At 60.3% G+C, this 26,172-nt stretch carries 26 protein-coding genes and 1 pseudogene; 7 read left to right on the forward strand and 20 right to left on the reverse strand.

The genetic code is table 11. The features are described from left to right. Positions 1–431 precede the first annotated feature (431 nt). From JQ629_RS14330 to JQ629_RS14395, 14 genes are all read right to left on the reverse strand, one after another. Positions 432–920 carry a hypothetical protein gene (locus JQ629_RS14330; protein WP_212413226.1) on the reverse strand — a complete coding sequence of 163 codons (489 nt, stop codon included), beginning with the start codon at positions 918–920 and terminating at the stop codon, positions 432–434. 21 nt (positions 921–941) lie between these two features. Continuing rightward, positions 942–1,580 (reverse strand): NapC/NirT family cytochrome c, encoded by a 639-nt coding sequence (locus JQ629_RS14335; protein ID WP_212413227.1) that lies wholly within the window; start codon positions 1,578–1,580, stop codon positions 942–944. Then, positions 1,577–2,047, reverse strand: coding sequence for a nitrate reductase cytochrome c-type subunit (locus tag JQ629_RS14340; RefSeq protein ID WP_212413228.1), 471 nt, complete (start codon positions 2,045–2,047; stop codon positions 1,577–1,579). Before JQ629_RS14340 ends, JQ629_RS14335 begins: the two co-directional genes overlap by 4 nt. Continuing rightward, on the reverse strand, positions 2,044–4,557 hold the full coding sequence (napA, locus tag JQ629_RS14345) for a nitrate reductase catalytic subunit NapA (RefSeq protein ID WP_212413229.1): 2,514 nt from the start codon (positions 4,555–4,557) through the stop codon (positions 2,044–2,046). Before napA ends, JQ629_RS14340 begins: the two co-directional genes overlap by 4 nt. A gap of 16 nt (positions 4,558–4,573) precedes the next feature. After that, on the reverse strand, positions 4,574–4,897 hold the full coding sequence (locus JQ629_RS14350; RefSeq protein WP_212413230.1) for a chaperone NapD: 324 nt from the start codon (positions 4,895–4,897) through the stop codon (positions 4,574–4,576). A 25-nt stretch (positions 4,898–4,922) separates the two neighbouring features. Continuing rightward, the gene (gene napE / locus JQ629_RS14355) at positions 4,923–5,105 is read right to left on the reverse strand and encodes a periplasmic nitrate reductase, NapE protein (RefSeq protein WP_212031475.1); all 183 of its coding nucleotides are present in this window, start codon (positions 5,103–5,105) and stop codon (positions 4,923–4,925) included. A 159-nt stretch (positions 5,106–5,264) separates the two neighbouring features. Then, complete coding sequence (locus JQ629_RS14360; RefSeq protein WP_212413231.1) at positions 5,265–5,696, reverse strand: hypothetical protein; 432 nt, start codon at positions 5,694–5,696, stop codon at positions 5,265–5,267. 19 nt (positions 5,697–5,715) lie between these two features. Beyond that, complete coding sequence (locus tag JQ629_RS14365; RefSeq protein ID WP_212413232.1) at positions 5,716–6,642, reverse strand: DUF2950 domain-containing protein; 927 nt, start codon at positions 6,640–6,642, stop codon at positions 5,716–5,718. Continuing rightward, on the reverse strand, positions 6,639–8,309 hold the full coding sequence (locus JQ629_RS14370) for a DUF3300 domain-containing protein (protein ID WP_212413233.1): 1,671 nt from the start codon (positions 8,307–8,309) through the stop codon (positions 6,639–6,641). The genes JQ629_RS14365 and JQ629_RS14370 overlap by 4 nt, the downstream gene beginning before the upstream one ends. Positions 8,310–8,411: 102 nt before the next feature. Next, positions 8,412–10,310 carry a sensor histidine kinase gene (locus JQ629_RS14375; protein ID WP_212413234.1) on the reverse strand — a complete coding sequence of 633 codons (1,899 nt, stop codon included), beginning with the start codon at positions 10,308–10,310 and terminating at the stop codon, positions 8,412–8,414. A gap of 127 nt (positions 10,311–10,437) precedes the next feature. Further along, on the reverse strand, positions 10,438–10,857 hold the full coding sequence (locus tag JQ629_RS14380) for a hypothetical protein (protein WP_212413235.1): 420 nt from the start codon (positions 10,855–10,857) through the stop codon (positions 10,438–10,440). Between the two features lie 79 nt (positions 10,858–10,936). Then, positions 10,937–11,431, reverse strand: coding sequence for a hypothetical protein (locus JQ629_RS14385; RefSeq protein WP_249135046.1), 495 nt, complete (start codon positions 11,429–11,431; stop codon positions 10,937–10,939). Between the two features lie 206 nt (positions 11,432–11,637). After that, positions 11,638–13,374 (reverse strand): SulP family inorganic anion transporter, encoded by a 1,737-nt coding sequence (locus JQ629_RS14390; RefSeq protein ID WP_212413236.1) that lies wholly within the window; start codon positions 13,372–13,374, stop codon positions 11,638–11,640. After that, on the reverse strand, positions 13,371–14,045 hold the full coding sequence (locus JQ629_RS14395) for a YoaK family protein (protein ID WP_212413237.1): 675 nt from the start codon (positions 14,043–14,045) through the stop codon (positions 13,371–13,373). The genes JQ629_RS14390 and JQ629_RS14395 overlap by 4 nt, the downstream gene beginning before the upstream one ends. A 222-nt stretch (positions 14,046–14,267) precedes the next feature. On the opposite strand from JQ629_RS14395, the gene JQ629_RS14400 reads away from it, so the two are divergent. Together JQ629_RS14400 and JQ629_RS14405 are read left to right on the forward strand one after the other, a co-directional pair. Next, positions 14,268–15,158, forward strand: coding sequence for an alpha/beta hydrolase family protein (locus JQ629_RS14400; protein ID WP_212413280.1), 891 nt, complete (start codon positions 14,268–14,270; stop codon positions 15,156–15,158). 28 nt (positions 15,159–15,186) lie between these two features. Then, positions 15,187–15,804 carry an invasion associated locus B family protein gene (locus tag JQ629_RS14405; protein WP_212413238.1) on the forward strand — a complete coding sequence of 206 codons (618 nt, stop codon included), beginning with the start codon at positions 15,187–15,189 and terminating at the stop codon, positions 15,802–15,804. A 12-nt stretch (positions 15,805–15,816) separates the two neighbouring features. On the opposite strand, the gene JQ629_RS14410 is transcribed toward JQ629_RS14405, so the two are convergent. Continuing rightward, entirely contained in the window at positions 15,817–16,188 is a 372-nt protein-coding gene (locus JQ629_RS14410; protein WP_212413239.1) for a response regulator transcription factor, read from the reverse strand. A 191-nt stretch (positions 16,189–16,379) separates the two neighbouring features. Further along, positions 16,380–17,012 (reverse strand): response regulator transcription factor, encoded by a 633-nt coding sequence (locus JQ629_RS14415; protein ID WP_212413240.1) that lies wholly within the window; start codon positions 17,010–17,012, stop codon positions 16,380–16,382. 296 nt (positions 17,013–17,308) lie between these two features. On the opposite strand from JQ629_RS14415, the gene JQ629_RS14420 reads away from it, so the two are divergent. Continuing rightward, positions 17,309–17,992, forward strand: coding sequence for a helix-turn-helix domain-containing protein (locus JQ629_RS14420; protein WP_212413281.1), 684 nt, complete (start codon positions 17,309–17,311; stop codon positions 17,990–17,992). A gap of 1 nt (position 17,993) precedes the next feature. On the opposite strand, the pseudogene JQ629_RS14425 reads toward JQ629_RS14420, so the two are convergent. Next, positions 17,994–18,430, reverse strand: a pseudogene (locus JQ629_RS14425) (potassium channel family protein). Between the two features lie 366 nt (positions 18,431–18,796). On the opposite strand from JQ629_RS14425, the gene JQ629_RS14430 reads away from it, so the two are divergent. From JQ629_RS14430 to JQ629_RS14440, 3 genes are read left to right on the forward strand one after another with little or no spacing between them, the layout of a single operon-like run. Continuing rightward, positions 18,797–19,444 carry a CoA transferase subunit A gene (locus JQ629_RS14430; protein WP_212413241.1) on the forward strand — a complete coding sequence of 216 codons (648 nt, stop codon included), beginning with the start codon at positions 18,797–18,799 and terminating at the stop codon, positions 19,442–19,444. A 4-nt stretch (positions 19,445–19,448) separates the two neighbouring features. Further along, positions 19,449–20,099 carry a 3-oxoacid CoA-transferase subunit B gene (locus JQ629_RS14435; RefSeq protein WP_212413282.1) on the forward strand — a complete coding sequence of 217 codons (651 nt, stop codon included), beginning with the start codon at positions 19,449–19,451 and terminating at the stop codon, positions 20,097–20,099. A 14-nt stretch (positions 20,100–20,113) separates the two neighbouring features. Further along, the gene (locus tag JQ629_RS14440; protein WP_212413242.1) at positions 20,114–20,572 is read left to right on the forward strand and encodes a MaoC family dehydratase; all 459 of its coding nucleotides are present in this window, start codon (positions 20,114–20,116) and stop codon (positions 20,570–20,572) included. 22 nt (positions 20,573–20,594) lie between these two features. Here the strand turns inward: JQ629_RS14440 and fabI are convergent, their stop codons facing one another. The 3 genes from fabI to JQ629_RS14455 are packed head-to-tail and all read right to left on the reverse strand — an operon-like array spanning position 20,595 to position 23,577. Then, a complete protein-coding gene (fabI, locus tag JQ629_RS14445; protein ID WP_212413243.1) occupies positions 20,595–21,383 on the reverse strand; it encodes an enoyl-ACP reductase FabI in 789 nt (262 codons plus the stop codon). Beyond that, the gene (locus JQ629_RS14450; RefSeq protein ID WP_212413244.1) at positions 21,380–22,594 is read right to left on the reverse strand and encodes an acetate/propionate family kinase; all 1,215 of its coding nucleotides are present in this window, start codon (positions 22,592–22,594) and stop codon (positions 21,380–21,382) included. Before JQ629_RS14450 ends, fabI begins: the two co-directional genes overlap by 4 nt. 5 nt (positions 22,595–22,599) lie before the next feature. Next, the gene (locus JQ629_RS14455; protein WP_349631267.1) at positions 22,600–23,577 is read right to left on the reverse strand and encodes a phosphate acetyltransferase; all 978 of its coding nucleotides are present in this window, start codon (positions 23,575–23,577) and stop codon (positions 22,600–22,602) included. 315 nt (positions 23,578–23,892) lie between these two features. Between JQ629_RS14455 and pflB the strand changes: the two genes are divergently transcribed. Further along, positions 23,893–26,166 carry a formate C-acetyltransferase gene (gene pflB / locus JQ629_RS14460; protein WP_212413246.1) on the forward strand — a complete coding sequence of 758 codons (2,274 nt, stop codon included), beginning with the start codon at positions 23,893–23,895 and terminating at the stop codon, positions 26,164–26,166. Positions 26,167–26,172 lie beyond the last annotated feature (6 nt).

Here is a 26,172-nt window from a genome sequence, read left to right on the forward strand (position 1 = left end):
GCGGCGCCTTGATTGATCCGATGCGTGCACTTCTTCACCGTAGAATCCCTGATCAGATTTGTGCGGGGCTGACCCGACCCTGCAGGAGTGGTCAGAGCGTCTCCTGACGTCGATGATGCGCTGCGGCGTGGGGCCGACTGGAAATTCGCGCATTGACTGTTTGGGAATGGACTAAAATGGTGGCTCTGGCACTTCTGATTTCGAGCGTATTGGCCATCCCGCTCGCGGTTTGGGTGTTCACGCGATAGGGCCGCGTCGGCCGCCTCTCCTGACGTCCTAATAATTGGGCCGTGGCACAAACTGCACTGGGCGGCCCGCTGATCCGGGCCTATTCTGAGAGGTCTTATGAGAGACGATCGCGCATTCCAGATTGGCGTCATCGGGCTGGGGTTAGTGCCGATCGCACTGACATTCGCCGTGCTTTTCATGCGCTAGCACCCCCGGTGCATCACATGCCCGATTTGGCATACGCGCTCGGCATCATCGCCTCTCGCAATCAAACGCTCCTCTGCTCGAAGTGCTATGGCGACCGCATGGTGTTGGCTGGCAGCAGACCCGGCCCTGACCACTCCGAACTGCGGACCTTTCAATGCCCCGAGTGCGGCCATGTCCACAAAGTAGCGGTCGAGGACCCGCTCGAATCCGTTGGCAGCACCGGCTGGACCGACAACGATCTCAGCCCGCCACATTGAAACCTTTGAGCAATAAGGCCCCGCCGAGTGAAAGAGCCAGTCGATGTGCGCAATCTGGATGCCGAGGCAACGGCGGCACTGGAAAAAGCCCGCAACATGCCGCCCGGCCCTGATAGAACAGAGGCATTGAAGAAAGCCGGCATTTTGCGGAAAGCCGCCGATCTCCATCGTTCGCTGTTGCCAAAGCGCGGCAGACCACCAAAATAGTGCCGCCTCCGTTTCACTCATTCAATAAGCCGGGCGATTTGGCTATTGCCAGCCTGGAACGCCGCGCATGTCGGGTAGATGATGGGCGATACCCTTGTGGCAGTCGATGCAGGTTTTCTCGTTGGTGAACAGAAAGCGCTGATGCGCGGTGGCCGCGCGTGGCGATTGCCGGGTGATGTCCATGGACTCGGCGCTGTGGCAGTTGCGGCACTCCAGCGAATCATTGGCCTTGAGGCGCGCCCATTCGTGCAGGGCCAGTTCGAGCCGGTGATCCACGAATTTCTCTCGCGTATTGATCCTGCCGAATAGATGACCCCAGACCTCTTTGGATGCCTGCATCTTGCGCGCGATCTTGTCGGTCCAGTCGTGCGGCACGTGGCAATCCGGGCAGGTCGCGCGCACGCCGGAGCGGTTGGAGAAATGAATCGTGGTCTTCAGTTCCGCAAACACGTTGTCGCGCATCTCATGGCAGCTGGTGCAGAATTTCTCGGTGTTGGTCAATTCCAGCGCGGTGTTGAAGCCGCCCCAAAACACCACGCCGGCGACGAAGCCGGCGAACACCAGCACGCCAAGGCCAAACACCGAACTTGGCCGTCGCAGGACGTCCCACAATTCGACGACAAAGGACCAAAACCGGGCGAGCCAGGATCGTCGCGACACACCTTGGTCAGCAGCGCTCATCGCCGCCCCCCGGGTGCGGCGCGGCTGAGCAGAGTGTCGATATCGACGAAATCATTGTCGACTGGCGGCTTCACCATATTCTGCGGAACGTGGCATTCAGTGCAGAAGAAGCGCCGCGGCGACACCGAGGCAAGGAACTGGCCGTCCCGATCCATGAAGTGGGTGATGCTGACCATCGGGGCCTGCGACTCTCCGGTCCGCGCGCGGGCGTGACAGGAAAGGCACTTGTTTCCGTTCATATCGATCTGATAGCCGTCAGTGGTATGGGGGATCACCGGCGGCTGCTCGGGATAGTTTCGCACCTCCTTCTCGGTGGTGTTGCGCAACGGCGTCATCGGCGCCGCCGGCCCCTCTTCATTGAGTGGCGTCGAGCCGCGCAGCCCGGAACTGACGGTTTGAGCGACCAGCGAAGTCGAGGCGCTGGCGGAGAGAACGGCCAGTGCCACAAGCCAGTGTTTCCCGATCATGTGCTTTGTACCCGCTCGATACGCACCGCGCATTTCTTGAAATCGGTCTGCAGCGAGATCGGATCCGTCGCGTCCAGCGTCACCTTGTTGATCATCTGCGCTTCGTCAAACCACGGCACGAACACCAGCCCGCGCGGCGGCTTGTCGCGGCCGCGCGTTTCGAGGCGGGTCCGGATGTAGCCGCGGCGGGATTGCACTTTCACTTCGTCGCCGCGCCGCAGCTTCAGTTCGGCTGCGTCGTCCGGGTGCATGAAGCACACGGCTTCCGGGAACGCCTTGTAGAGTTCGGGGACGCGGCGCGTCATGGTGCCCGAATGCCAGTGCTCCAGCACGCGGCCGGTGGAGAGCCAGAAGGGGTATTCGCTATCGGGCACTTCCGGCGGCGGTTCATAGGGCAGTGCGAAGATGCGCGCCTTGCCGTCCGGGAATCCATAGAACTCCACGCCCTTGCCGTTCTTCACATAGGAATCGGTACCTTCGCGGAAGCGCCATTTGGTCTCCTGGCCGTTGACCACCGGCCAGCGCAGGCCGCGTACCTGATGATAAGTGTCGAATGCCGCCAAGTCGTGCCCGTGACCTCGGCCAAAGCCGGCGTATTCCTCGAACATGCCCTTCTGGACATAGAAGCCGAACGCCTTCGATTCATCGTTCAGATAACCGTCCTCGATATCGGACACCGGGAACTTGTCGATCTGTCCGTTGGCATAGAGCACGTCAAACAGCGTCTTGCCGCGGTATTCGGGCTTCTTGGCAATGAGTTCCTCAGGCCAAGCTTCCTCGATTTTGAAGCGTTTCGAAAACTCCATTAACTGCCAGAGGTCCGATCGCGACTCACCCGGCGCGGTGACCATCTGGTGCCAGAACTGTGTGCGCCGCTCGGCGTTGCCGTAGGCTCCTTCCTTTTCGACCCACATCGCGGTCGGCAGGATCAGATCGGCGGCAAGCGCCGTCACCGACGGATAGGCGTCACTGACCACGATGAAGTTCTCGGGATTGCGGAAACCGGGATAGGTTTCCTCGTTGACGTTAGGTCCGGCCTGCAAATTGTTGTTGACCTGAACCCAATAGGCATTGAGCAGCCCGTCCTTGAGCATCCGGCTCTGCAGCACCGCGTGATAGCCTGGCTTGTCCGGAATGGTGCCCTCCGGCAGCTTCCAGATCCGTTCAGCGATGTCGCGATGCGCCTTGTTGTTCACGACCATATCGGCCGGCAAGCGATGCGAGAACGTGCCGACTTCACGGGCGGTGCCGCACGCCGAGGGCTGGCCGGTGAGCGAGAACGGGCTGTTGCCCGGCTCGGAGATTTTCCCCGTCAGCAAATGGATATTGTAGACGAGGTTATTGCACCAAACGCCGCGGGTGTGCTGATTGAAGCCCATGGTCCAGAAGCTCGTGACCTTGATTTTCGGATCGGCATAGAGTTCGGCCAGCGCCTCAATCCGGTTGACCGGCACGCCCGACATCTCGGCCGCTTTCTCCAGCGTGTAGTCGGAGACGAACTTGGCGTATTCCTCGAAGGTCATGTCGGTCGCGTCATTGGCCTTGGCGGCGCCAGTCGCTTTTTTCTGCAACGGATGTTCGGGGCGAAGGCCGTAGCCGATGTCGGTCTGGCCGCGTTTGAAAACCGTATGCTTTGCAACGAAGTCCTTGTTCACCCGGCCGGCCTTGATGATGTGGTTGGCAACGGCATTGAGCAGATAAAGGTCAGTCTGCGGTTTGAACACCATGCCGATATCGGCGAGGTCGAACGAGCGGTGTTCGAACGCCGACAACACGGCAACGCGAACATGTGGCGCGCTCAGCCGACGGTCTGCTATGCGCGTCCACAGGATCGGATGCATCTCGGCCATGTTGGAGCCCCACAGCACGAAAGCGTCCGCAGCCTCGATATCGTCGTAGCAGCCCATCGGCTCGTCGATGCCAAAGGTACGCATCATGCCGGCCACCGCCGACGCCATGCAGTGCCTTGCATTGGGGTCGATGTTGTTGCTGCGCAAACCAGCCTTGAACAGCTTGGCCGCGGCGTAGCCTTCCCAGATCGTCCATTGCCCGGAGCCGAACATGCCGACACCACTCGGCCCGCGCTTTTTCAGGGCGTCCTTGTACTTCTCGGCCATGATGTCGAAGGCTTCATCCCAGGACACCGGCTCGAACTCGCCCTTCTTGTCGAATTTGCCGTTGGTCTTGCGCAGCATCGGTCTGGTCAGGCGGTCATGGCCGTACATGATCTTTGAAAGGAAGTAGCCCTTCACGCAGTTCAGCCCGCGATTGACCTCCGATTTGATGTCGCCGTGGGTTGCGACCACGCGGTTATCCTTGGTCGCCACCATGACGCTGCATCCGGTGCCGCAAAACCGGCACGCTGCCTTTTCCCACTTCAAGTCGCTTACGCCACGTTCGGTGACGAGGTTGGCGGCGGCAGCGGCGGCAGGCATTCCGCCGGCGAGAGCGGCCATCGCTGCTGCCTCGAGCTTGAGAACCTGACGGCGGTCCAGCCTGGAGTCGGTCATGACGGTCCTTCCGCAATCAGGAGTTCGCGTCGAGCGCGTGGAAAACGAGCGAGGCGGAGTAAACGTCGGGCAGCCGCGCGATGTTGTTGAGCGTGGTCCCGAGTGAACCGGAATCCGGCGAATCGACCACGACGACGAGCTTGCCTATGGGATCACGGCCATGGATCTCGCATCCCTCCATGGTCACGATGGCGGCCTCCACGTCGGCGAGGTGCTCCGGCCGGGCCTGCACCAGAATGCTGGCGATTTCGCCGCCGGGCGGCGCTATCACGCGGTCCGGCTTGATCAGTCGGCCGGTCATCAGCGCACGGCGGTCGACAGCGGAGTGAGACTTGGCCATGTACCTACCTCCGAAAAGCCGGGAGTCATCGATCCGGCGGACCCGGCGGGCCCGTAACGATCTGAGATATCCAAACCGCGAGTCCGTAACTGCCGACAACGGCGACGGTCAGCGCGGGCATCAGCACGGCGGTAAGAAATAGAAACGCGAAGATTTCCATGCGCCTGCGGCGCGGACGTCCGCTCGTGTCATCGCTCGCCAAAGCCATGCGTGATCCCACTCGAGATTTTAGGATTGGCGGCATCGGGGCCGCTGCCGGCACCCAGCATGGCGCGCCGGGGGCGATTAGCTTTGATCTAGATCAAGGCAACCCGCGAAGCCTTGAAGGTGCCAGGAGACTGGTCTCCAGGCCGTTCGAAAAGCCGTCTCACTTCAGCGAGATCGCAATCTTGCTGACGTTGGCGGCGAACTCCATTCCCGCCTTTGGACCTCGCAGCGCGATGACCACGCCCTTCTCATTCCCGAGTTGAACGCCTCCGGCGCCACCAACGAAGGCGCCGCCAGCCCCTACGGAGCTGTAGGTACCGGCAAAATCGCTGACCTGCTTGATGCCTGACGCCCAACCTTCGAGACGATTGACAGATCCTCCCGCCGTGACACCGAGGCTGAGACCGGACACTCTGAATGGATAGTCGCGGCCGCGATAGGTCAGGACGCCGCTGCCGCCGCCGGCGCCGAGCATCAGACCTGCCTTGGTGAACTTGAGCCGGACGTATCCGGAGGCTTGCGCGAACGATGATGTTGTCGAAACGATAATTGCGAAGACCGCGATCGCGGCGACCCGGATTGCAGACGGCATTGCTCCATCCCTCCTCCGCTCAAGGGGCCGCCACATCCACCTTCTTCCAGGTGTGGTCCGGATCGAACAGGTGGATGCGCCCGACAATCCTCAACGTCCGATCTCCAAGATCCTTCTCATAGACGGTACCGGCATGATTGACTATGAAGGTCATAACTCCGGAATTTCCATACTCGGCGGGATATGCGATCAGCGCGAAGCCGCCGATCATCTTGCCCTTGACGACGTAACTGAACGCACCGCCCGGCGCATCAGACCCCTGCCCCCGCATGATCCGAAAATAGTATCCGTGATAGGGCTCCGCCTGCTCCGCCTTGTATCCCTCGGCGGAGGCTTGCGCCATCAGTTCGCCAAACGGGCTTGGGTCGCTGTCGTCGCGCCAGAACAGCCCGTCCTTCTTGCCAGGGCTACTGACGACACGTTGCGCGTAAACGCCTGCTCCCTCGCCGGTGCGATCCTTTTCGGCATACTCGTTCTGGGCATCCACAAAAGCCAGGCTGGTCTGGATCGCGTCCAGTTCATTGCGTCCGATACGACGGTATAGAACTTCACGACGTCCGGCAGCCGTGTCGAACTCCCAGCCAGTCCTGCCATTCACCAACGGAATCGGGAATGGAAAATCATCTGCGCCCAGTATCAGCGTGGCTTTCTTGTTTCCCTCGGTCCGAATGGAATTCCTGGCATCATAGGCCGACAGGAAACGTTGCCGCATCTCGGCGTCAGCAACATCATCGCCGGACTCGACAATGTCAGCCCCGGCATTGCCGAGGACCTTCAGAATGGCGCTCTTGGTGCCGGTCTTGACGGCTGCAACCAAAGCGGCCGCAGCGTTCTCCGGCGAGGGATAGGCCTGCTGCGCCTGAGATGCCGAAGTCAGCAGCGCCGCTACCGCGATTGTGCCGACGACCGTCAAAGCTATCCGACAGAGCGATTTGCGGATGATCATGGCAAGATCTCCCGTGGCGTGGGAATCCTTGCGCCACCGGCAAGCCAGTCGGTGTAGGAACCGAACTTCAATCCCAGCTGTTCATAGTAGACGCGCAGATAGCCGTCCCGGCCGCGGGTCACCGCTTCCGGCATCAGGCTCTTCACTTCCTGCGCGATGACGCCGACATAGGGCTTGGTGCTGCCGAGATAGCTGAAGCGGTAGTAGCCGAGACCATTGGCGAGATGACCGAGCAGCACGACATCGTGTTTCAGAGCGATATCGGAGCGCCGTCCACCACCGCCGCCACGAAAGCCACCACCGCCACCGCCGCCACGGAACCCGCCGCCTCCTCCCATGGCGGCTCTGCCGCCAAAGCCGCCTCCGCCGCCCCCGGCGAAGCTCGGACCGCCACCGCGCGGGCCCATGCTCGCCATGCTGGCCCGGCCGCGGGCCGATTGCGCGGCGGCCGCCCTGCCCGACGACACATTCATTGCCCCGCCGCGAGCGCCGGCGCCGCCACGGTTCGCAGCCTTGGCACGATCTCCGCCACCTTTGGCGGCCTTGGCACGATCGCCGCCACCCTTGGCGCGATCCGCCGTGCTTGGGCGATTGGCGCGATCACCGCCGGGCCGATCACGCGAGACCGCGCGGTCGCCAGTTCGATCACCCGCACGATCGCCGACCCGGTCGCCGGCGCGATCTCCGCCGCCCGGACGGTCCTGCCCCGGTCGAATCACCTGCTGACCGTCGCGACCGCGGAAATCCATCCGGTTCGCGGCACCGGCCTTCAGATTGTTGTTGCCGAAGCGCTGCTGAACGTTGACGTTGTTGTACCGCACGCCCTGGCGATGCGCCGGATTGTGCTGCCAGCTGTTTCCGATGTTGGTGGTCCTGTTGAAGTGGTTGACGTAGAGATTGCGGTTGCCCCAGTTGAATCCGCCGCCCCAGTAATTGCCCCAGCGGCCGATGGCCCAAGCCGCGCCGAAGGCAAGACCCGTCGCGATGACGCCCGCGCCGATATAGGACGGATAGCCAAAATAGTACGGCGGATATTCCGCGTAAGGCCAGGCCCCGTAAACCGCCGCCGGTTCGTAGTACGGCACATACATCGTATTTGGATCAGCCGACTCGATGACGATGGCCTGCTTGTTCTCTTGTGTCTGAACGCTGACCTTCTGTTGCTTTGTGGTGACCAGCTTCTTGTTGTCGTAGGCCTTGGAACGAAGATGCTGGATCGCGTCCATCACATCCGGTTGCTGCGCGAGCACGGCATCGCCAAGACTCTTGGTCCAGTCCACCTTGTCGCTCATCATCGAAATCACGTCCGGCGTGCTGGCAAGCGCCTTGACGCTGTCATCCCAGGATTGCTTGTCGACTTCCTTTTTCAGGGCATCGCCCTTCAGCGCCTTGCGCTCCTTGAGCCAGCGATCGGCCTGCACCACTTCCAGCGGGTAGGTCGACGCCGCCAGCACATTCGCCAGCAGTTCGTCTGGATAGAGCGCGATCGGCGCCACTATTGCTTCGAGTTGGGCAGGCTTCAGTAGCTCGGCGCTCGGCTGAGGCTGGCTGGCCGGCTGGGCTGGAGTGCTGGCGGCAGGCGGGTTATCGGATGTCTGCGCCGAGACGACGACTGGCATCGCCACCATCAGCGCGAACGCGATCAGGGTCTTACCGCAGCGGAACATCACACCCTCCTTCGGGGTCCATCGCTGCAAGCATCGGTCCGGGGCCGGGTCGTTCTTTGATAAAGATCAAGGAATCTAGATGAGGGGCGCGGCCGGCCTGGATCAGGCCGAAATTGATCGGCCGCGGGCGATCGGCAGTCTGATCGTGAATAGCGCGCCACCTGACGGCTGGTTCTCCGCCGAGATCTTGCCGTGGTGCGCTTCGACAATGGTGCGAACAATGGCAAGCCCCATGCCCATGCCCTGCGGTTTTGTCGTGAAGAACGGATCGAAGACCTTCTTGAGATTCTCCGCTTCGATACCGGGGCCGGTGTCCCCAACCCGGATTTCCGCGGAGGCGCCGGAGAGATTCGTGGTTACGCTGATTTCGCGCTTTCTTGGTTCGGCTTCGGATATGGCGTCCATCGCGTTGATGATCAGATTCAGAATCACCTGCTGCAGCTGAACGGGATCGCCCTTGATGCGCAGATCAACCAAGGCTGGGGTATAGCTCAGTTGGATTTCGCGTCCATGGGCCAGGGCCGACACAAATCCGATAACTTCCCGCACCGTCTCGTTCACATCGAGTTCTATCATTTCGAACGGTGTTTTCCTCAGCACGCCGCGAAGCCGGCGTATCACCTCGCTGGCGCGCAGGTCATCACGTCGGATGTCAGCAAGAATTTCCTTGAGCTCTTCCAGATTCGGCGAAGCCCCCTTGAGTATCGATTCTGCCGTTTCGGCGTTGGTAAGAATGGAACCGAGCGGTTGGTTCAGTTCATGCGCAATAGATGTCGTCAGTTCTCCGGCAGCCGCATAGCGGTTGACGTGCGCAAGCTCCGCCATGCGCTGGCGCGATTCGACTTCAGCAAGACGGCGGCGCTGCCGTTCATGGAGCAATCCGCCGATCAATACGCCCTGGACCAGAATGACGCCGCCAATCAACGCCAATTGCCAACCAAATTTTTCCGAGATGCTGGGCTCACGAAACAGGATCGCGCTCCCTGGGGGCAGATTGCTTCGGCTGATGTCCCAGCGCTGCATCTGCCGCCAGTCGTACTTCGGAGACGCAAAACCGATCGGCTGCACCTTGATACTGCCCGGCTTCTCGCCCCCGAGAATGCGGATCGTTGCGCTGGCGGTCTGCCGGCTGGATTCAGCGATCGAATGCATCGGACCACCCACGGTATCTCCATCGAAAAACGCTTCCTGGAAGGAGAAGATCGGAGCGTTCGCGACCGCATGGAGGTTACGCAAAGCGAGATCGCCTTCATGGGCCACACCCGCAGCATCGACCGACATCAAGCCCCAGAACAGGACCGTGTGCGGCGGTAGCACCCTTGCCTGCTTCAGAATTTCCTCAAACGGGAGGTCCGCGTACCAGACGAATGCGACCCGGTTCTCGAAGGGCTTGGCTTCCCGCTTTGCTTCACCGAGCCAGAACTTCTCAAGAGGCGAGGCACCGATGACGACGGCAATCGTCTTTGTGTCCGGCAGAACCTGAAGAATGCTGCCGAAAAAGGCTGAGAAGTCGTTGTAGACCGAGATGACCGTGTCATTGTCGGTCAGAAGCGAGCGGTCAACCAGTCGCTGCTCGATTGCCGTCAGCACCATGGGTGCATCAGGGAAAAGCTGACCGCGATATTTCTGGACAAATCGAGCCGCGGGCGCCCCAATGCTCAGCACGATATCCGGCTGACGGCCAGCGTACAGCGACCGCAGATAGTCGACAAACGGTGCTTCCGGTCCCGGGTTGTTAAACCGTGCCGTCAGCAAACTATGCTCCTGAACGTCCAGCGGCCATGGCGATTGCTGCTCGAGCGCCACTTTGATGCTTAGGGCATATGCGCTCCAAGGCCGAAAGTCGTGCCCGAAAGAATGCAACATCAGGACGCGTTTGGGTTCCCCCTGCGGCGCACTGCTAGCCGATCCAGGCAACATCGCAGCCAGAATCATGAGACAGACGCAGAGACGAACGGCCAGGACTGGCCAGATCGCTCCGATCTGGATGCGTCCGCTCATGCTATTACCCCGGTCGTCCGAGCGGTGCATTCGAGCACAATTCGAGCGCGAATCATACTGCAGCGGACGGTCTCACCCGAGTGCAAACGCTGCCTTCAGCAACGCGTCGTGATCGGGATGTTACACCCTAGATCTGACAGCGGTGATATTTTACTTCCATTTCGTCCATCCCCGGAAACTCCCGGGAGATGGTGTTGTCATCAAGTATCTTCAGGAAAAACTGGACGTTTGAAAGCATGATACCCGAGGCGCAAGCGACGACCATATTGACGTTTTGACCGGTTTCCTTCTTCGACTTGATTGAGCAGTTCTCGAACTTCCCCCTCAGGCGATTGGCTTCGACGATGAAGCCGCCGCCGTAGACGCCGGAAAAATTCGTAAAGGTGACCTGGTTCGCGCGACCTTTCCGGGCAAACACTTTCTTGCATTGCTCTGCACTGGTAGCCCATGCGCCGGTGAGCTCGAACGCCTTCACCTCCTGCAGCGACAATAAGCCGGCGTCCGCCGTGATCGCCATGGCAAGCAGGAGCTTTCGAAGTGCAGCCATCGGCTTCCCCTTGAATCCCAATCAGTGGCGGCTTCAATAGAAGGGCAGATGATGCTTGCCCATCGATGAAGCTGCGCGTTCAACGTTCTCTCCTCGAAACGAGCCAGGCGGCTCGCCACTCGGTCGCGAGTGCCGGCCAGTCGCTGGTCGAGAGGCCAGTGACGATCAGGGTTTCGAAATAGGGACGGCGCCCGGTTTGCTGCGCGAACGTCGTCGGCACCAGGTCGGGAGCTTCCCCATTGCCGTCATCTTTCAGGTTCCAGTCGCCGGCGTGCTGACGGAAGGACCTCGTCGTCAAAGCGTGCGCAATCCGTGTCGTCAGGGCAAGCGAAGCCGCAGCGTCTCCGGCCGAACCGGCTTCCCGTAACGCCGCCATCAGCTGCAGGCCCGGATAGCCGTGAAACTCTTCCGTCACCGACAGAACCGCCAGCGCGGCATCGAAATTCGCGCGATTCCCGCCCCGAGCCCACACCTTGGCGCCTTCAACCAGATCACGCCAGTCGTCGGCCCGTCCGCCGGGCCCGGAAAGGAACTGATCGATGCGCTTCTGTGCGGGCTTGGTGTCCTTCGACATGTCTCTCTCCCGATCCTTGCGAGGGGTGACGGCTCGTCGGATCAATGCCTCCCCGCCCATGCACTCCCTTGATCCAAGTCAAGGTCGGGGCTCTCCCAAGAAAATGCGCCAAGCAGCGCCGGATGGGCATTCGCAACGCAATCGGGCTGAGGATTTCTCTGCGGCGTACCGCCGGCGCACACTCGACCTGGATCGGCGCCAACCTGCTAGAGTCGCGGACTACCCGACCGTTCCGCCGCGAAACCGGATCGCTGCTCGATCTTGCCGTCTTCCAGCACGCTGTCGAGCGTCCGGAGCCATGCGTCGCTGTCCGTCTTGTCCGCCAACCCTTCCGCACGTAGTAGGGCGCGCAACTGTGCATGCGCGCCTACAACGATGAACGACACACGGCGCAATGCCAACTCATCGTGCAGATCAAGCAACATTCGCGCCCCGGCCAGATCGATATAGGGGGACGCCGAAAGATCGCAGGCAACCAGCCTTACGTCACTCGATTTTCGAAGCGCGTTCAGAACCGTGTCCAGTATTGTCTCGGCATTGATATAGAGCAGCGACGCTTCAGGCCGGAATGCGATAACACCGACCAGCGGCTCCACGCCCTCGTGCCGGGCGGTGTCGGAATATCGGCCGGTTCCGGGAAGCCGACCGAGAAACGCTATGTTGGGCTGCGACGCGCGGCCAAGCAGCAGGAAGATGGATGCAAGGGCAGCAAGCAGGACGCCTTGCAGGATTCCGAGTAGCAGCACGGACACCAGCGCAATCGCCGCGGCATAAAAGTCAATCCGACTGACTTTCCACATGCGAAGTAGCGCACGGACGTCGACCAGTTTGTAGACGGCAGCGAAGACGATGGCCGCCAGTACAGCCTTGGGAAGGTTGGTCAGCAAGCCCGTAAAGAACAGCAGACAAAGCGCAAGGGCAAGCGAGCACACCACCAAGGCCAGCGGCGTGCGCGCTCCTGCGGTATCGTTGACGGCCGATTGCGACAAGCCGCCGGCGACGGGATAGCCATGGCCAAACGCGACAGCAAGGTTGGCGGCTCCCAGCCCCAGGAATTCCTGCCGCACGTCGAGGCTGTATCCATGCTTGCTGGCAAAACTACGCGCCGCCGAAACACCTTCAATGTAGGCCAGCAGCAGACAGCCCGCGGCGATCGGAAATAACTCGTCGAATTCGAGCATCCCGAACGTCGGCACCTTGAACGCCGGGAGTCCTGCCGGGATATTGCCGGTAACAGCTATGCCCAGTGATGGAAGACCGAACAAGGTCGCCAGGAGAATTGACAATGCCACCACGGTCAGCCCGACCGGCCTGCCCGGGAGATATCGTTCGCCAAGGAGCAGAAGCAGGATCGCAGTGAGCCCAATTGCCAACAGGAGCAGATTGCCGTCGCCGACTTGGCCGGCAAGCCGGATGGCACGGTCGAAGAAGTTGTGGCCGCCGCCGGCCACGCCGAACAGGCTCGGCAACTGGCTCATGATGATTGTGAGTCCCGCCCCCGCCTTGAAGCCGACGAGGATGCTGTCGCTGACGAGGCGGACAAGGATGCTGAGCTTGAATAGCCAGGCGATCAGGCAAAGCAGCGCCACAGCGCAGGCCGAGAGACTGGCGATTTGCGCGAATCGTATCGCGTCGCCTCCGGCCAGGGACCCGACGGTGCCGGCAATCATGAGCGAGATCGCGGAGGTCGGTCCGACCGCGAGCTGACGCGACGAACCGAGGAGAGCATAGCCCAAGCCGCCAAGCATATAGCCGTAAATGCCGACCTGCGGCGGTAACCCGGCAAGACCTGCATAGGCCAATGATACCGGGATTGCATAAGCAGCCAGCGTCACGCCGCCGATCGCATCATGTCGCAACCAGGCTGGCTGATACTCGGCAAGCCAGATCAACGGCGGGAAAATCCGTCTCCAGCCCGCTCGCTGAAATGACCCTGGTGTCATCGACGTTCCTCGTTGGGGCGGGTCTCGCAGCGGAACAGGACGATCAATAGTGCCACCACGGGCAGACCAAGGGCGAGGCCCGGGATGCCCTTCGTTGCGGAAGCGCCGACGGCGGCCCCGATGCCAAAAGCGACGCACAGTGCGGCGATGATACCGGGGCGGCGAAGCGAGCCAAATTGTCCGGAGACCACAGCGAACAGCCCCTCGATCGCCTGGCGTAGATTGCCGGTGATCATGACCGAGCTGTAGGTCACGCCTTCGACCCTGGTGAAGGTTGCGGTTTGCATGGCGGCAACAAACGAAATGCCCAGCGTGCCCGCCAAATCCGGAAGGCGATTGTGCAGGACGCCGACCGCGACGAGCACAATCTCGATGAGCGTGCTGATCGCACTGGCCCGCTCTCCTGCCGTTATTCGCAGACATCCAGCCATCACGATACCCACCGCCAACGCGAGCATCGGAGGAACAAAGTGAAGGGCTCGCGCCCATTCGCCGTTCGTGCCGTAGACCCAGAGCAGAACAAGGTTTGCCGTCTGCGCATTGGCCATCACGCCGTGGATGATCCAGGTGTAGGCGTCGAGATAGCCGCCGGCGAACGCGAGCGGCAGCGCGACCTGCATCGTTTCGTCGCGGCGTATCGGCGGACTGGCCGCAATATCCAGAGAACTCATGTCAAGACGCAAGCCGTCGCGGGTCCTGTGAGGGTCCATAAGCGACGCCCCAAACCCGACACGGATTGATCTGGATCAAGCTTTCTACGCGTTCAGGGCAATCAAATCGATGCGCGATTGAACCGCGCGGGGATGCGACCATGGCCAGTGCCAGGTGCTTCATCTGCACTGCTTCGCAAATCGTTCTGCTGCTTCGGTAACGACAATCAGGGGAGGCGCGACATGCACCCGCAAAGCTTGCGTAGCCTGATCGCCGCGCTCCTGCTGCTCTTTGGTGCCTCGATCACGCCGGCGCGTGCGGAAGATCAGGCTGCATCCCGCCCAATCCAGGAAGAGATATGGGCGCTGCCCCTGCCGCTCCCGATGTTCGCCTACGTGGTGCGACCGGTTGGTGACGGACCGTTCCCGCTCGCCATCATGAACCATGGCGTTTCGATGACTCCTGCAAGCCGCGGCTTTTTCCCGCTTGTGGAATTTCGCGACGCCGCCAATTGGTTCGCTCAACGCGGCTATCTCGTGGTGGCCCCCGTCGGCAGCGGGTATGGCGCTGCGGCTATCGACATTCCCGAGCATGGTCTTTACGGGCCATTCTTCTCGAAGGTCGGAAAGTGCAGCAATCCCAACTTCCATGCGCCCGGCCTTGCGGTTGCCCAGGTCGACCTCTGGATCATCGACTACATGGCCGCCGAGAAACGCATCCTGCCGAAGGACGTCATTGTCGTCGGGCAATCCGCCGGCGGGTGGGCCTCGATCGCGCTTTCAAGCCTGAACCCGCCACAGATTAAAGCGATCATCATCTTTGCCGCCGGCCGAGGCGGCCGTGTCGACGGAAAGCCAAACAACAATTGCGCGCCCGACAAACTGGTCGAAGCAACGGGCGATTTCGGCCGCACTTCACGTGTGCCGATGCTGTGGATCTATATCGAAAACGACACCTACTTCGGTCCGGCCCTGTCGAAACGCATGCACACCGCCTTTAGCGCTGCAGGCGGCAAGGCCGATTACCATTTGCTACCGCCGTTTGGCAGTGATGGACATTTTTTTGTCGGGTCCGGCGACGCTATCCCAATCTGGTCGCCGATCGTGTCGAAATTTCTGGATCAACAGAGGTAGAGAACGGGTACCACCTGGAGGAGCAGCCATGACGCGTTCACATCGTACCGAACCGCAGGGCAATCCCAAGAGGTTCCTGTCCGGAGCGCTCTTGCTGACGGCCGTCGGGAGCGCTGCGTTCGCCCAGTCCACTATGTCGCAACAAAATTCGGCCGCCGCACCTGCGGCGAGCGAAATCGCACCTCGTGGACAGCGAGAGGTGAAAGACCTCACCTACAGCGATTGGAAGAAGCTTTGCTTCAAGCCTGGCGGCGCAAAAATGATCTGCCGGACCTCGATCGCAGGCACGTTCCCGACTGGTCAAATGGCGGTCCGTGTCGATGTCGTCGAACGTGAAGGCGACGCCACGGCACGGGTGCAGGTGTTCTGCCCTGTCGGCATGTATCTGCCGAAGCCTGCTACTCTCGCGATCGACCAGGGCAAGCCCTTTAATGTGCCTTATACCTGGTGCCTCACCAACGCGTGTATTGCAGGCGCCGCGGCAGACTCGAAGATGATCCAGGAAATGAATTCAGGGCAAACACTGCGGCTGGAGTTCGTCGATTCAAACCTGTTGTCACTCACGACGTCGCTGCCACTTGGTCAATTCGCCGCTGTTCACAAAGGTGCACCCGCGCAAATCTTCGACCAGGACATTGACGAATGAGCAGATGATCGCCTAAGCGACAGCGTACGCTTTCTGGATGGTTTCGATGAGCGAAGTCGCGGCAAACGGCTTGGTAAGGTAAGCGATACAGCCCGATCCGATTGCCGCCGCGCGGTTCGTCTCACTGTCGTTACCGGTTACGTAGATGACCGGCAATACGCATCCCTTGTCGGCCAGGTGCCTCCGCAACTCGATGCCGGACTCGCCATTTAAGTCGATATCCAGGACAATACAAAAGGCCGCATCATAATCAGCACAACTGAGCAGATCGGCTCCGGACTCGAATAGGATTGCGTCATAGCCGTGTTCGCTCAGCAACCGTTCCATGCCTTTGCGCATTGACAGATCATCATCAACGACAAAAATTGAATTGCGGATCGACAAGGTTCTTTGCCTTCCAGGTTCTAAGCAACCTCAGAAAACATCCTGCTGCACGCCAACTTGTCCGGGAGCCCTTGTTGGCCAACGCACAAGCCACTAGTCGCGTATCATTAGCACCCTGTCAGCAACCCTTCATATTGTCCTCTTGGACAGGGTGACCGGAGCAGGAACTTCAACAGCGAACTGAAATGTCCCTATTTGCCGTTGTTGGCATTGGAGTCCAGCATACCCAGTCGCGCCGCTCTCGATACCAATTCCGGAAGCGACTCCGCCTGCATTTTCTCCATCACCTCATGACGGTGCGCCTTCACGGTGCGCTCGGTGGTTCCCAACTCATTGGCAATCTGCTTGTTGATCTTGCCACGCACGATCAAATCAAAAACCTGGCGCTCGCGCGGCGTCAGCGTTGCAACAAGCGCGAGAAATGAATTGAGCTCGCTCCTGTGGCTGTGCGCGGTCTCATATCGCGTCATGGCCCGCTCGATGACCGCGATCAGGTGCTCTGACGATGCCGGCTTGGTCAGCAAGTCCTCTGCCCCCGCCTTGATGGCCTGTACGGTCGCCGGAACATCGGAATGCCCGGTGACGAAAACGATCGGCAGGATCGAACCGAGATCGGTGAGCCGGCTTTGCAGCTCAAGGCCGCTCAGCCCCGGCATCTGGAGGTCGAGCAGGATGCATGCCGGCCTTTCGACGCCCGGCAGGCGGTCAAGTAGTTGCTGTGCCGACGAAAAGGTCTCGACGTCATAGCCGGCGTGCCTCAGCCGGCGTTCAATCGCTGTCCGGAACGATGCGTCGTCGTCCACGACGTGAACAAGGCCAGGCATTGTCCCCTCCTAGCCGTCAACCGAACCCCGCGCTTCGGGCTCAAAGCAACTTCGCAATGAATGTCCAATGTCCAATACCGGGCATTTGTTTCGGTGTCGGAATCATGCGCTCTCAATCCTCACACGATACTGCTGGTTGTCCTTTGGGACAATGAACCTTGGGACAATAGTTTGATGTCCTGCTTTCATCCAAGATGAGCTTCGGTCGAAGCAAGGGCAGCGACGCATTCCCCCCGCGACAAATTGTTTCACCCATGTCGGGTACTGCGAAAAGCCGCCAGTTGAGGAGTGAACCCATGTTTGTCCGGACCACGGCCGACACGGCATCCCGTCCCAGCACCCTCGGCGCACTCGGCATGGAGAGTGGCTCAAATCCAATCGTTAGTTTAAGCGAATTTAACTACAAAAAGGGAACCGAGATATTTGGAGAGAAGGAGCCAGCGGAATACGTCTATCAGGTCAAGCTTGGAGCTGTGCGAACTTACAAGCTGCTTTCGGACGGCCGGCGCCAAATCGGTGCTTTTCACCTGGCCGGCGACATCTTCGGACTTGAGAACGGAAGCGAGCATCGGTTTACGGCGGAGGCCATCATTGACACCACGGTTCGCCTGATCAAGCGGCGCAGCCTCGAGTTGGTGGCCGAGAGCGACGCAGTGGTCTCGCGAAACCTGCTCAGCATGACCACGAACAACCTTCAGCACGCCGAAAACCACATGCTGCTGCTCGGCCGCAAGACTTCGCTGGAGAGGGTCGCCGCCTTCCTGATCGAGATGGACCACCGGATCACGGCAGCCGGCGTGATGCCGTTGCCGATGTCGCGGCGCGACATTGCCGACTATTTGGGCCTGACGCTGGAGACCGTCTCCCGCGCGCTATCGCGGTTGCATGAACTTGGCATCATCGGGTTCGTCAGCACCAATCAACGCCAGATCGTGCTCCTGGATCGCGGACAGCTGGCGAGCCTCGATCTCCAGCACTGATTCAGGGAGCGCCCGCCAACCCGAGGTGATCCACGGTCTTGCGCAGCACCTCGAACAGGACGGCCGTTGACCAGCCGAACATCAGGATGCCGTTCATCGCGGTGATCGGTCCCGTCAGCCGCCATCCCTGCACAGGCATGATATCGCCGTAACCTAGCGTGGTGTAGTTCACGAAAGCGAAATAGATCAGATCGCTGCTGGCTGGCGCCGCGCCGACGATTGCGTAGACCGTCGCCCAAACCAGCACTTCCAGTGTGTGTGTGCCACCATCAGGGCCACCGCGGTCACGACCATCACGGCCATCAAGTGCGATCTTGGCCACACTGAGTGTCGCAGCGCCGCGGAGCGGGCAATGCCGACCGCCCCGACGGTCACCAGCGCATGGATCATGATGATGATCACGCTAACGATACAGCCAACCAGGAATTGAAGCGCCATCGCCCTCTCCTGACGAATAGGACCGTTCAGCGACGCGCTGCCCATCTAGTTCGTATCCGGCTGACAAGCCGAATTGAATGGGTAATATCATCGCGATCCGAAATTGCCTCTCCTGATCCAGACGAAAATCCTTTTTCTGAAGGAGGCAGGAGCTCGTTCGTAACGCCGTGAGAGCAACCTTCGAAAGGCGTCACGCGGAAACCGGCCAGCTATCGTCCCAAGCGCTCGAAAGAGTCGACGTAACATTGCTGCGCGCAGAATAGCGAAAAGCCTTGATACAGATCAACGGCGCGCAGATCGGCCTTCTCAACATCACCGTCACGTCCGCCCCTTCGTTGATCGCTTGCTGGCTGGAGTTTCAAAATCATGAGGGCCATCTGCGTTGAAGAAGCCATTGCGATGATCCCAGTCGGTGCGAGCATCATGGTCGGCGGATTCATGGGTGTCGGAACACCGGAACGCCTGCTCGACGAGGTCGTCAGGCAGAACAAAACCGACCTTGAAGTGATCAGTAACGACGCTGCTGTACCAGGGAAAGGCGTCGGCAAGCTGTTCGATGCGACGCTCGTATCACGCCTGACCGCAACCCATATAGGTCTCAATCCGAAGGCGCAGCAGCAGATGCTGGCCAAGCAGGTGGCCATCGATCTGGTACCACAGGGTACGTTTGTCGAGCGCATTCGCGCCGGTGGCTGCGGCCTCGGAGGCGTGCTCACGCCGACCGGCGTCGGTACCCTGGTTGCCGAGGGCAAACGTCAGATCGAGGTCGCAGGAACGACATTTCTGCTCGAAACCGCCCTGCGGGCGAAATTCGCCCTGGTCCACGCCTTTCTGGCGGATTACCTCGGCAACCTCACCTACGCGCTGACCGCGCGTAACTTCAACCCCATCATGGCGATGGCCGCCGACACCGTCATCGTGACCGCGGAGCACATCGTCCCTGTTGGCGTCATCGCACCCGACCACGTCGTAACCCCGGCGCCGCTTGTCGACTACCTCGTTACGAACGGGTGAGCCCATGGATGGACACTCAATCATCGCCCGGCGTGTCGCAAAGGAACTCCATAGCGGCAACCTCGTGAACCTCGGAATCGGAATTCCCACGCTGGTGTCCAACTATGTTCCGCCTGAACTCAAAGTATTCTTCCAGTCGGAAAACGGATTGATCGGAACCGGCCCTATACCGGAGCAAGGAATGGCTCATCCGCTCCTGACAGATGCGGGGGGCCGCCCGATCAGTGCCTTGCCTGGTGCCAGCACCTTCGACAGCGCGATGTCCTTCGGATTGATCCGTGGCGGCCATGTCGATGTCACCGTGCTTGGCGGCCTTCAGGTCGATGCGCATGGACATCTCGCCAACTGGATGATCCCTGGCAAGATGGTGCCCGGCATGGGGGGAGCAATGGACCTCGTCAGCGGCGCCAAGCGGGTCATCGTCGCCATGCAACACGCCGCCAAGGGAAAATCGAAGATCGTGGCGAAATGCACCCTGCCATTGACCTCTGCGCGGCCGGTAAGCCTGGTCGTGACCGACATGGCGGTAATCGCGTTTCCGGATGGCAGAGCGACTCTGCTGGAGACAGCGCCCGGCGTCGGCATCGCGGAGGTTATGGCCGTCACTGAGGCCGAACTCATCATTCCTAACTCCGTTCCGGAAATGCAGATTTGACTGGATTATGAAGCATGCGGATATTCAGCGACCTCAACGAGATCAAGTCCGCCGTCGGAAGCGAGATCGGCGTCAGCGACTGGATTGAGGTGACCCAGGATCGTATCAACATGTTCGCGGAGGCGACCTGCGACGAACAGTGGATTCACGTCGACCAGGAGCGCGCCAGGAAGGAACTGCCCAGTGGCAAGACCATTGCGCACGGCCTGCTTTCACTCGCGCTCGCGCCACTCTTCATCCGATCGGTGGTCGGTCTCAAGGGCGTGCGGAACACCCTCAACTACGGAGCGGATCGGATCCGCTATTTGGCGCCGGTGCCGGCAGGCACGAGGCTCCGGGGTCGCGTCTCGATCTCCGAAGCGGAAGACGTACCGCCGGATGGCTTGCGCGTAAATTATCATCTCATGATCGAGATCGAGGATGGCAAGCGCCCCGCTTGCATCGCCGAGCTGATTGCCTTGCACTATCGCTAAACGGCGCGCCGCGCCAGCTCGCTCAATCGATGATGTGATATCCGCCGTCGACGTAGAGCACGCTTCCCGTAATGAGCTTAGCACCGTCGAGCGCCAAAAATGCCGTTGCGTTGCCGACGTCGTCGATGCTGACGAGGCTGCGCGCCGGCGCCTTCGATTGCGCCTTGTCCATCAACTCGTCGAATTCCGGGATGCCCGACGCGGCACGCGTAGCGAGCGGTCCAGGCGAGATCGCGTGAACTCGGATGCCTTTTGGGCCTAGTTCAGCAGCCACGTAGCGGACAGCAGCTTCAAGCGCTGCTTTAGCGACGCCCATCACATTGTAATTCTCTACCACCATTTGGCTGCCATAGTAGGTCATGGTGAAAATGGTTCCACCATTCTTCATCAACGGTTCGGCCAGATGAGCCATTCGCATGAACGACCAGCATGAGACATCCATGGTCTTGAGGAAGCCATCGCGATTGACATCCACCACGCGTCCATGCAGCGCCTCCTTGGGTGAGAAGGCGATTGAGTGCAGCAGGAAATCGAGCTGCCCCCACTCCTTCTGGATCCGGTCGAACACCTGCTCTGTTTGGCCCTCGACCATGACATCCATGGGCATGAAGATCGGTGCCTCCAATGCCTTGGCCAGCGGCTCGACGTGCTTTTTCGCACGAGCGTTCAGGTAGGTGACCGCGAGATCCGCCCCAAGCGCGCGAAATGCCTTGGCGCATCCCCAGGCGATCGATTGGTCGTTGGCGATGCCGACGATCAGGCCTTTCTTGCCCTTCAGGGCAACCTTGGTATCCGGGAATACGGGGATCATGACGCCCTCTCATGTCTGGGGCTGGGCGATGGCCTGTTCAACAGCAGGGACAGGGTATGCTGCGCGATCATCAACTCCTCGTCGGTCGGCACGATGTAAACCGGAATACGACTGTCCGACCGAGAGATCAGCCGCGCGTGACGGGCATTTTCGGCTGGATCGAGCGTGACACCGAGCCATCCGAGCTGATTTACGATACTTGCCCGAATTCGCGCCGAGTTTTCTCCGATGCCGGCCGTGAAGACGAAAGCGTCCACGCCCTGCAACGCCGCCGCAAGCATGCCCGCGTTGAGACCGATGCGGTATACAAGATAGTCGACGGCCAGCTTTGCATGTGGATCAGCGCTCCCCTCCAGCTCCCGCATATCGTTGCTGATGCCAGAAAGGCCTTTCAAGCCGCATTCGCGATAGAGAAAGTCCTGCACATTGGACGCCGACATTCCCTTTTCGCTGATGAGATAGAGCACGACGCCGGGATCGATTTGTCCCGGGCGCGTTCCCATAGGAAGGCCGTCGAGAGCCGTGAATCCCATCGTGCTCTCGGCGCTGAGTCCTTGCTTCAGCGCGCACATTGAAGCACCGCTACCGAGATGCGCCACGATCACACGGCCCTTGGCGATATCAGGCGCGATTTGCGGCAGTGTCTTCGCGATGTATTCGTAGGAGAGACCGTGAAATCCGTAACGTCGAACGCCTTCGGCATGAAGCCGATGCGGTATCGCATAATGGTCGGCGACTGCGTCATGCGTGCGGTGAAATGCGGTGTCGAAACAGGCCACCTGCGGAAGCGTTGGGAAATTGGTCAGAAGCGAGCGGATCGGAGCCAAATTGTGCGGCTGATGAAGCGGAGCCAGGGCCACGAACCGCTCCAGTCGCGCCACGACGCCATAGTCGATCAGCACCGGCCGATCATAGTCCGGGCCGCCATGAACGACGCGATGTCCCACCGCCATGGGACTGATGCGAAGTTCATTCCGTAACCACTCACCCGCCGTACCGAGCGCGGCCGAAACGTCTGGCATGCGATCAATTTGATAGGCGCGGTCGGCCAGCGAATCACCATTCGCGCCGCTGGCTCGAAGCCGCGGACGACTGCCGATACCGTCCACCTGGCCCTTGATCTGCCGCTGCAGCCGCCCCTCTCCCTCGACAGAAAATATCTGGAACTTGACGCTTGAAGACCCCGCATTGACAACAAGGATCGTGTCCATGGCGATCACGCGGCAATTGTCGGTGCATGTTGGCGCCTGGCATGCGCATAAAGTGCGGCCACCGCGCAGGAAGCCATCCGCGCCCGCGCCGTGTCCGCACGCGACGTCAGCACGACAGGCACCCGGGCGCCGAGCACGATGCCGGCACCGTCAGCCTTGGCGAAGTAGGCCAGATTTTTAGCCAGCATATTGCCGGATTCGAGGTCTGGAACGAGCAATATCTGCGCCCGGCCTGCGACCTCGGATTTGATTCCCTTGATGCGCGCCGCTTCCACGTCGATCGCGTTGTCGAAAGCAAGGGGGCCATCGAGCAAGCCGCCAGTAATTTGCCCGCGATCTGCCATCTTGCAAAGCGCTGCTGCTTCGATGGTGGAAGGAATCTTGGAGGTGACGGTCTCGACTGCCGACAGGATTGCCACACGCGGTAACTTGCCAAAACCGGCTTGCGTATAGAGATCGATGGCGTTTTGTATAATGTCCCGCTTGGCGTCGAGATCGGGGAAGATGTTGATGGCTGCGTCCGTCACAAACAGCGTCTCGGCATAGGCCGGCACGTCCATCACGAACACGTGGCTGATCCGCCGGTCGGTCCGCAGTCCACCCACCTTTGCCGTGACGCTGCGCATCAGCTCGTCGGTGTGCAGGCTGCCCTTCATCAGCATCTCGCCCCTGGCGGCATGGATGAGTTCAACACCTTTCGCCGCCGCGGCGTCGCTATGCGGCGTATCGACGATCTCGATCCCGGAGATGTTGAGGTCGTATCTACTCGCGGTATCTCTGATCTTCCTTTCGGGTCCAACCAGCACCGGCCGGATAATGCCTGCTGCCGCACTGTCGACAACGCCGCGCAATGACGTTTCGTCGCAGGGATGCACGACGATGGTCGATGCCGGCGGCACCGCTTGGGCTGCCGCGATCAGATGGTCATATTTTCTCGCTGAGGGCTTCTTCGCTGTATCGGCTGACATGGCATCGCTCCGGATCTTTCTGGATCAGACGCGCCGTTCACCATCGGGCTTTGATCTAGGTCAATGGTTCGGCTTCCAGTGCAAGCCAATCCCAGTCTGAACGCGCACAAGACACCGACAGTCTGGTTGCATCAAAAAGTACGGATCCCCAAGTTCTGCCGCCGGGGGCGGCCTAGCTCGGAAAATGTTCGACGGCGTTTTACTTGACATAGATCAAACGCCGGAGGCCCAGCGCCACGATGCTCGGATCATCACATGCACGATTGCGGCGGTCCTGGATCGATCGCTGGCGCGCCAAAGCAACCATCGAATACAACTGGGAGAGCGACCATGAAGGCAAGCGCAGCTCTACGGAAGCAGGCCGGTGCGGACGATTGCTGGAGCGCTTTTCGGCCCGGGGACTGGACCACATCCATCAACGTTCGCGACTTCATCGTCCGGAACGTCACGCCTTACCCGGGCAATGAGGACTTTTTGACCGGACCAACTCAGCGCACCTTGGCGGTTTGGGAGAAACTGCAGCCTTACTTCGCGGATGAAAGGAAGAAGGGCGTCCTCGCGGTCGATGCCGCCACTCCTTCGACGCTACTTGCACATAAGGCCGGCTATATCGATCGCGGCAACGAAGTGATCGTGGGTCTGCAGACGGACCAGCCCTTCAAGCGGGCCATCTTCCCCTTTGGCGGGCTCCGCATGGTTGAGACGGGCCTCAAGGCCGCAGGCTTCGATCCCGATCCGGGCGTTCATGAGGCCTTCACGCAGTATCGAAAGTCGCACAACGATGGCGTATTCGATGCCTACACGCCGGAGATCATGAGCTGTCGACGGTCAGGGATTATTACGGGCCTTCCCGACTCTTACGGCCGCGGGCGGATCATCGGCGATTATCGGCGCGTGGCCCTCTATGGGATCGACCGGCTCCTTGAGGCCAAGCGCGTCGAGCGGGAACAGATCGACGGCATGTGGCCGACCGACGAAATCATCCGGTCACGCGAAGAACTGTCCGAGCAGGTGCGCGCGCTCAAGGACCTGGCCTCAATGGCCCAGCTTTACGGCTGCGACATATCGAAGCCGGCCGCGAATGCGCAGGAAGCGTTTCAGTGGACCTATTTTGCCTATCTCGGCGCGATCAAGGAGGCCAATGGCGCGGCGATGTCCATCGGTCGCATCTCGAGCTTCCTCGATATCTATATCGAACGGGACCTGAAGGGCGCGGTCCTCGATGAAGCGCGGGCGCAGGAGCTTTGGGACCAGTTGGTCCAGAAGCTCCGGATCGTCCGGTTCCTGCGCACACCGGACTATGATGCGCTGTTCAGCGGCGATCCCTATTGGGCGACCGAATGCGTCGGTGGCATGGATCTGGACGGACGCGCCCTCGTGACCAAGAGCAGCTATCGCATGCTGCACACCTTGTACAACCTCGGTCCGGCGCCGGAACCGAACATTACGGTGCTCTGGTCTAACCACATGCCGGCGGCATTCAAGCGCTACTGCGTCAAGGTCAGCCGGGACACGTCGGCCCTTCAGTACGAGAACGACGATCTGATGCGCCCGTTCTGGGGAGACGATTACGGCATCGCCTGCTGCGTCTCTGCAATGCGCCTAGGCAAGCAGATGCAATTCTTCGGCGCCCGCGTCAACCTCGCCAAGGCACTGCTCTACGCGATCAATGGTGGCCGCGACGAAATATCGGGCGACCAGGTTGCCCCCCAGACACTGCCGGTCGTGGGCGATTTCCTTGACTACGATGACGTGATGGCCAAGTTCGATACAACGATGGAGTGGCTGGCGCGTACCTACGTGCATGCGATGAACTGCATCCATTACATGCACGACAAGTACTTCTATGAACGTCTCGAAATGGCGCTTCACGACCGCGACGTCCTGAGAACGATGGCATTTGGAATCGCCGGCCTTTCGGTGGTCGCCGACAGCCTGAGTGCGATCAAGTATGGAAAGATCCGAGCCACCCGCGATGCGGCGACCGGCCTGGTGGTCGACTATCAGAACGAGGGCAACAAGGCGACCCCGCAGTTCGGCAATAATGACGACCGCGTGGATCAAATCGCCTCGGACATCGTCACAAGCTTCATGGTGAAGATACGAAAACACCCCACCTACCGGAACGCGACGCATACCCAAAGCGTACTCACCATCACCTCGAACGTTGTGTATGGCAAGGCCACGGGAAATACTCCCGACGGCCGCCGCAAGGGCGAGCCGTTCGGGCCAGGCGCAAATCCGATGCACGGCCGGGACAGCCACGGCTGGCTCGCCTCCTGCCTGTCCGTCGCCAAGCTTCCCTACAAGGACGCGCAGGACGGCATCAGCTACACCGTCTCCATCGCTCCTCAAAAGGCGCATTTGTCCGAAGGCCAGCTTCTTGATGAAGCCGTTAAAGCTTTCGACGTCTATTTCGAGCGGGGCGGCTTCCACATGAATCTGAACGTGATCGACAGGGAGAAGCTCGAGGACGCGATCAAGAATCCCGACAAATACCCGCAGCTCACGATCCGGGTCTCGGGCTACGCGGTGAACTTCGTTCGCCTGACGCCGGAACAACAGAGGGATGTGATCAGCCGTACTTTCCACGGCCAAATCTGACTCGAG

It is taken from the genome of Bradyrhizobium sp. AUGA SZCCT0222 (assembly GCF_018130205.1).
GTDB lineage: Bacteria > Pseudomonadota > Alphaproteobacteria > Rhizobiales > Xanthobacteraceae > Bradyrhizobium.

Coding starts and splice junctions, on each gene's coding strand:
- JQ629_RS14330 (WP_212413226.1), bottom strand. CDS start 920: ATGAGTGAAACGGAGGCGGCACTATTTTGGTGGTCTGCCGCGCTTTGG.
- JQ629_RS14335 (WP_212413227.1), bottom strand. CDS start 1,580: ATGAGCGCTGCTGACCAAGGTGTGTCGCGACGATCCTGGCTCGCCCGG.
- JQ629_RS14340 (WP_212413228.1), bottom strand. CDS start 2,047: ATGATCGGGAAACACTGGCTTGTGGCACTGGCCGTTCTCTCCGCCAGC.
- napA (WP_212413229.1), bottom strand. CDS start 4,557: ATGACCGACTCCAGGCTGGACCGCCGTCAGGTTCTCAAGCTCGAGGCA.
- JQ629_RS14350 (WP_212413230.1), bottom strand. CDS start 4,897: ATGGCCAAGTCTCACTCCGCTGTCGACCGCCGTGCGCTGATGACCGGC.
- napE (WP_212031475.1), bottom strand. CDS start 5,105: ATGGCTTTGGCGAGCGATGACACGAGCGGACGTCCGCGCCGCAGGCGC.
- JQ629_RS14360 (WP_212413231.1), bottom strand. CDS start 5,696: ATGCCGTCTGCAATCCGGGTCGCCGCGATCGCGGTCTTCGCAATTATC.
- JQ629_RS14365 (WP_212413232.1), bottom strand. CDS start 6,642: ATGATCATCCGCAAATCGCTCTGTCGGATAGCTTTGACGGTCGTCGGC.
- JQ629_RS14370 (WP_212413233.1), bottom strand. CDS start 8,309: ATGTTCCGCTGCGGTAAGACCCTGATCGCGTTCGCGCTGATGGTGGCG.
- JQ629_RS14375 (WP_212413234.1), bottom strand. CDS start 10,310: ATGAGCGGACGCATCCAGATCGGAGCGATCTGGCCAGTCCTGGCCGTT.
- JQ629_RS14380 (WP_212413235.1), bottom strand. CDS start 10,857: ATGGCTGCACTTCGAAAGCTCCTGCTTGCCATGGCGATCACGGCGGAC.
- JQ629_RS14385 (WP_249135046.1), bottom strand. CDS start 11,431: ATGTCGAAGGACACCAAGCCCGCACAGAAGCGCATCGATCAGTTCCTT.
- JQ629_RS14390 (WP_212413236.1), bottom strand. CDS start 13,374: ATGACACCAGGGTCATTTCAGCGAGCGGGCTGGAGACGGATTTTCCCG.
- JQ629_RS14395 (WP_212413237.1), bottom strand. CDS start 14,045: ATGAGTTCTCTGGATATTGCGGCCAGTCCGCCGATACGCCGCGACGAA.
- JQ629_RS14400 (WP_212413280.1), top strand. CDS start 14,268: ATGCACCCGCAAAGCTTGCGTAGCCTGATCGCCGCGCTCCTGCTGCTC.
- JQ629_RS14405 (WP_212413238.1), top strand. CDS start 15,187: ATGACGCGTTCACATCGTACCGAACCGCAGGGCAATCCCAAGAGGTTC.
- JQ629_RS14415 (WP_212413240.1), bottom strand. CDS start 17,012: ATGCCTGGCCTTGTTCACGTCGTGGACGACGACGCATCGTTCCGGACA.
- JQ629_RS14420 (WP_212413281.1), top strand. CDS start 17,309: ATGTTTGTCCGGACCACGGCCGACACGGCATCCCGTCCCAGCACCCTC.
- JQ629_RS14430 (WP_212413241.1), top strand. CDS start 18,797: ATGAGGGCCATCTGCGTTGAAGAAGCCATTGCGATGATCCCAGTCGGT.
- JQ629_RS14435 (WP_212413282.1), top strand. CDS start 19,449: ATGGATGGACACTCAATCATCGCCCGGCGTGTCGCAAAGGAACTCCAT.
- JQ629_RS14440 (WP_212413242.1), top strand. CDS start 20,114: ATGCGGATATTCAGCGACCTCAACGAGATCAAGTCCGCCGTCGGAAGC.
- fabI (WP_212413243.1), bottom strand. CDS start 21,383: ATGATCCCCGTATTCCCGGATACCAAGGTTGCCCTGAAGGGCAAGAAA.
- JQ629_RS14450 (WP_212413244.1), bottom strand. CDS start 22,594: ATGGACACGATCCTTGTTGTCAATGCGGGGTCTTCAAGCGTCAAGTTC.
- pflB (WP_212413246.1), top strand. CDS start 23,893: ATGAAGGCAAGCGCAGCTCTACGGAAGCAGGCCGGTGCGGACGATTGC.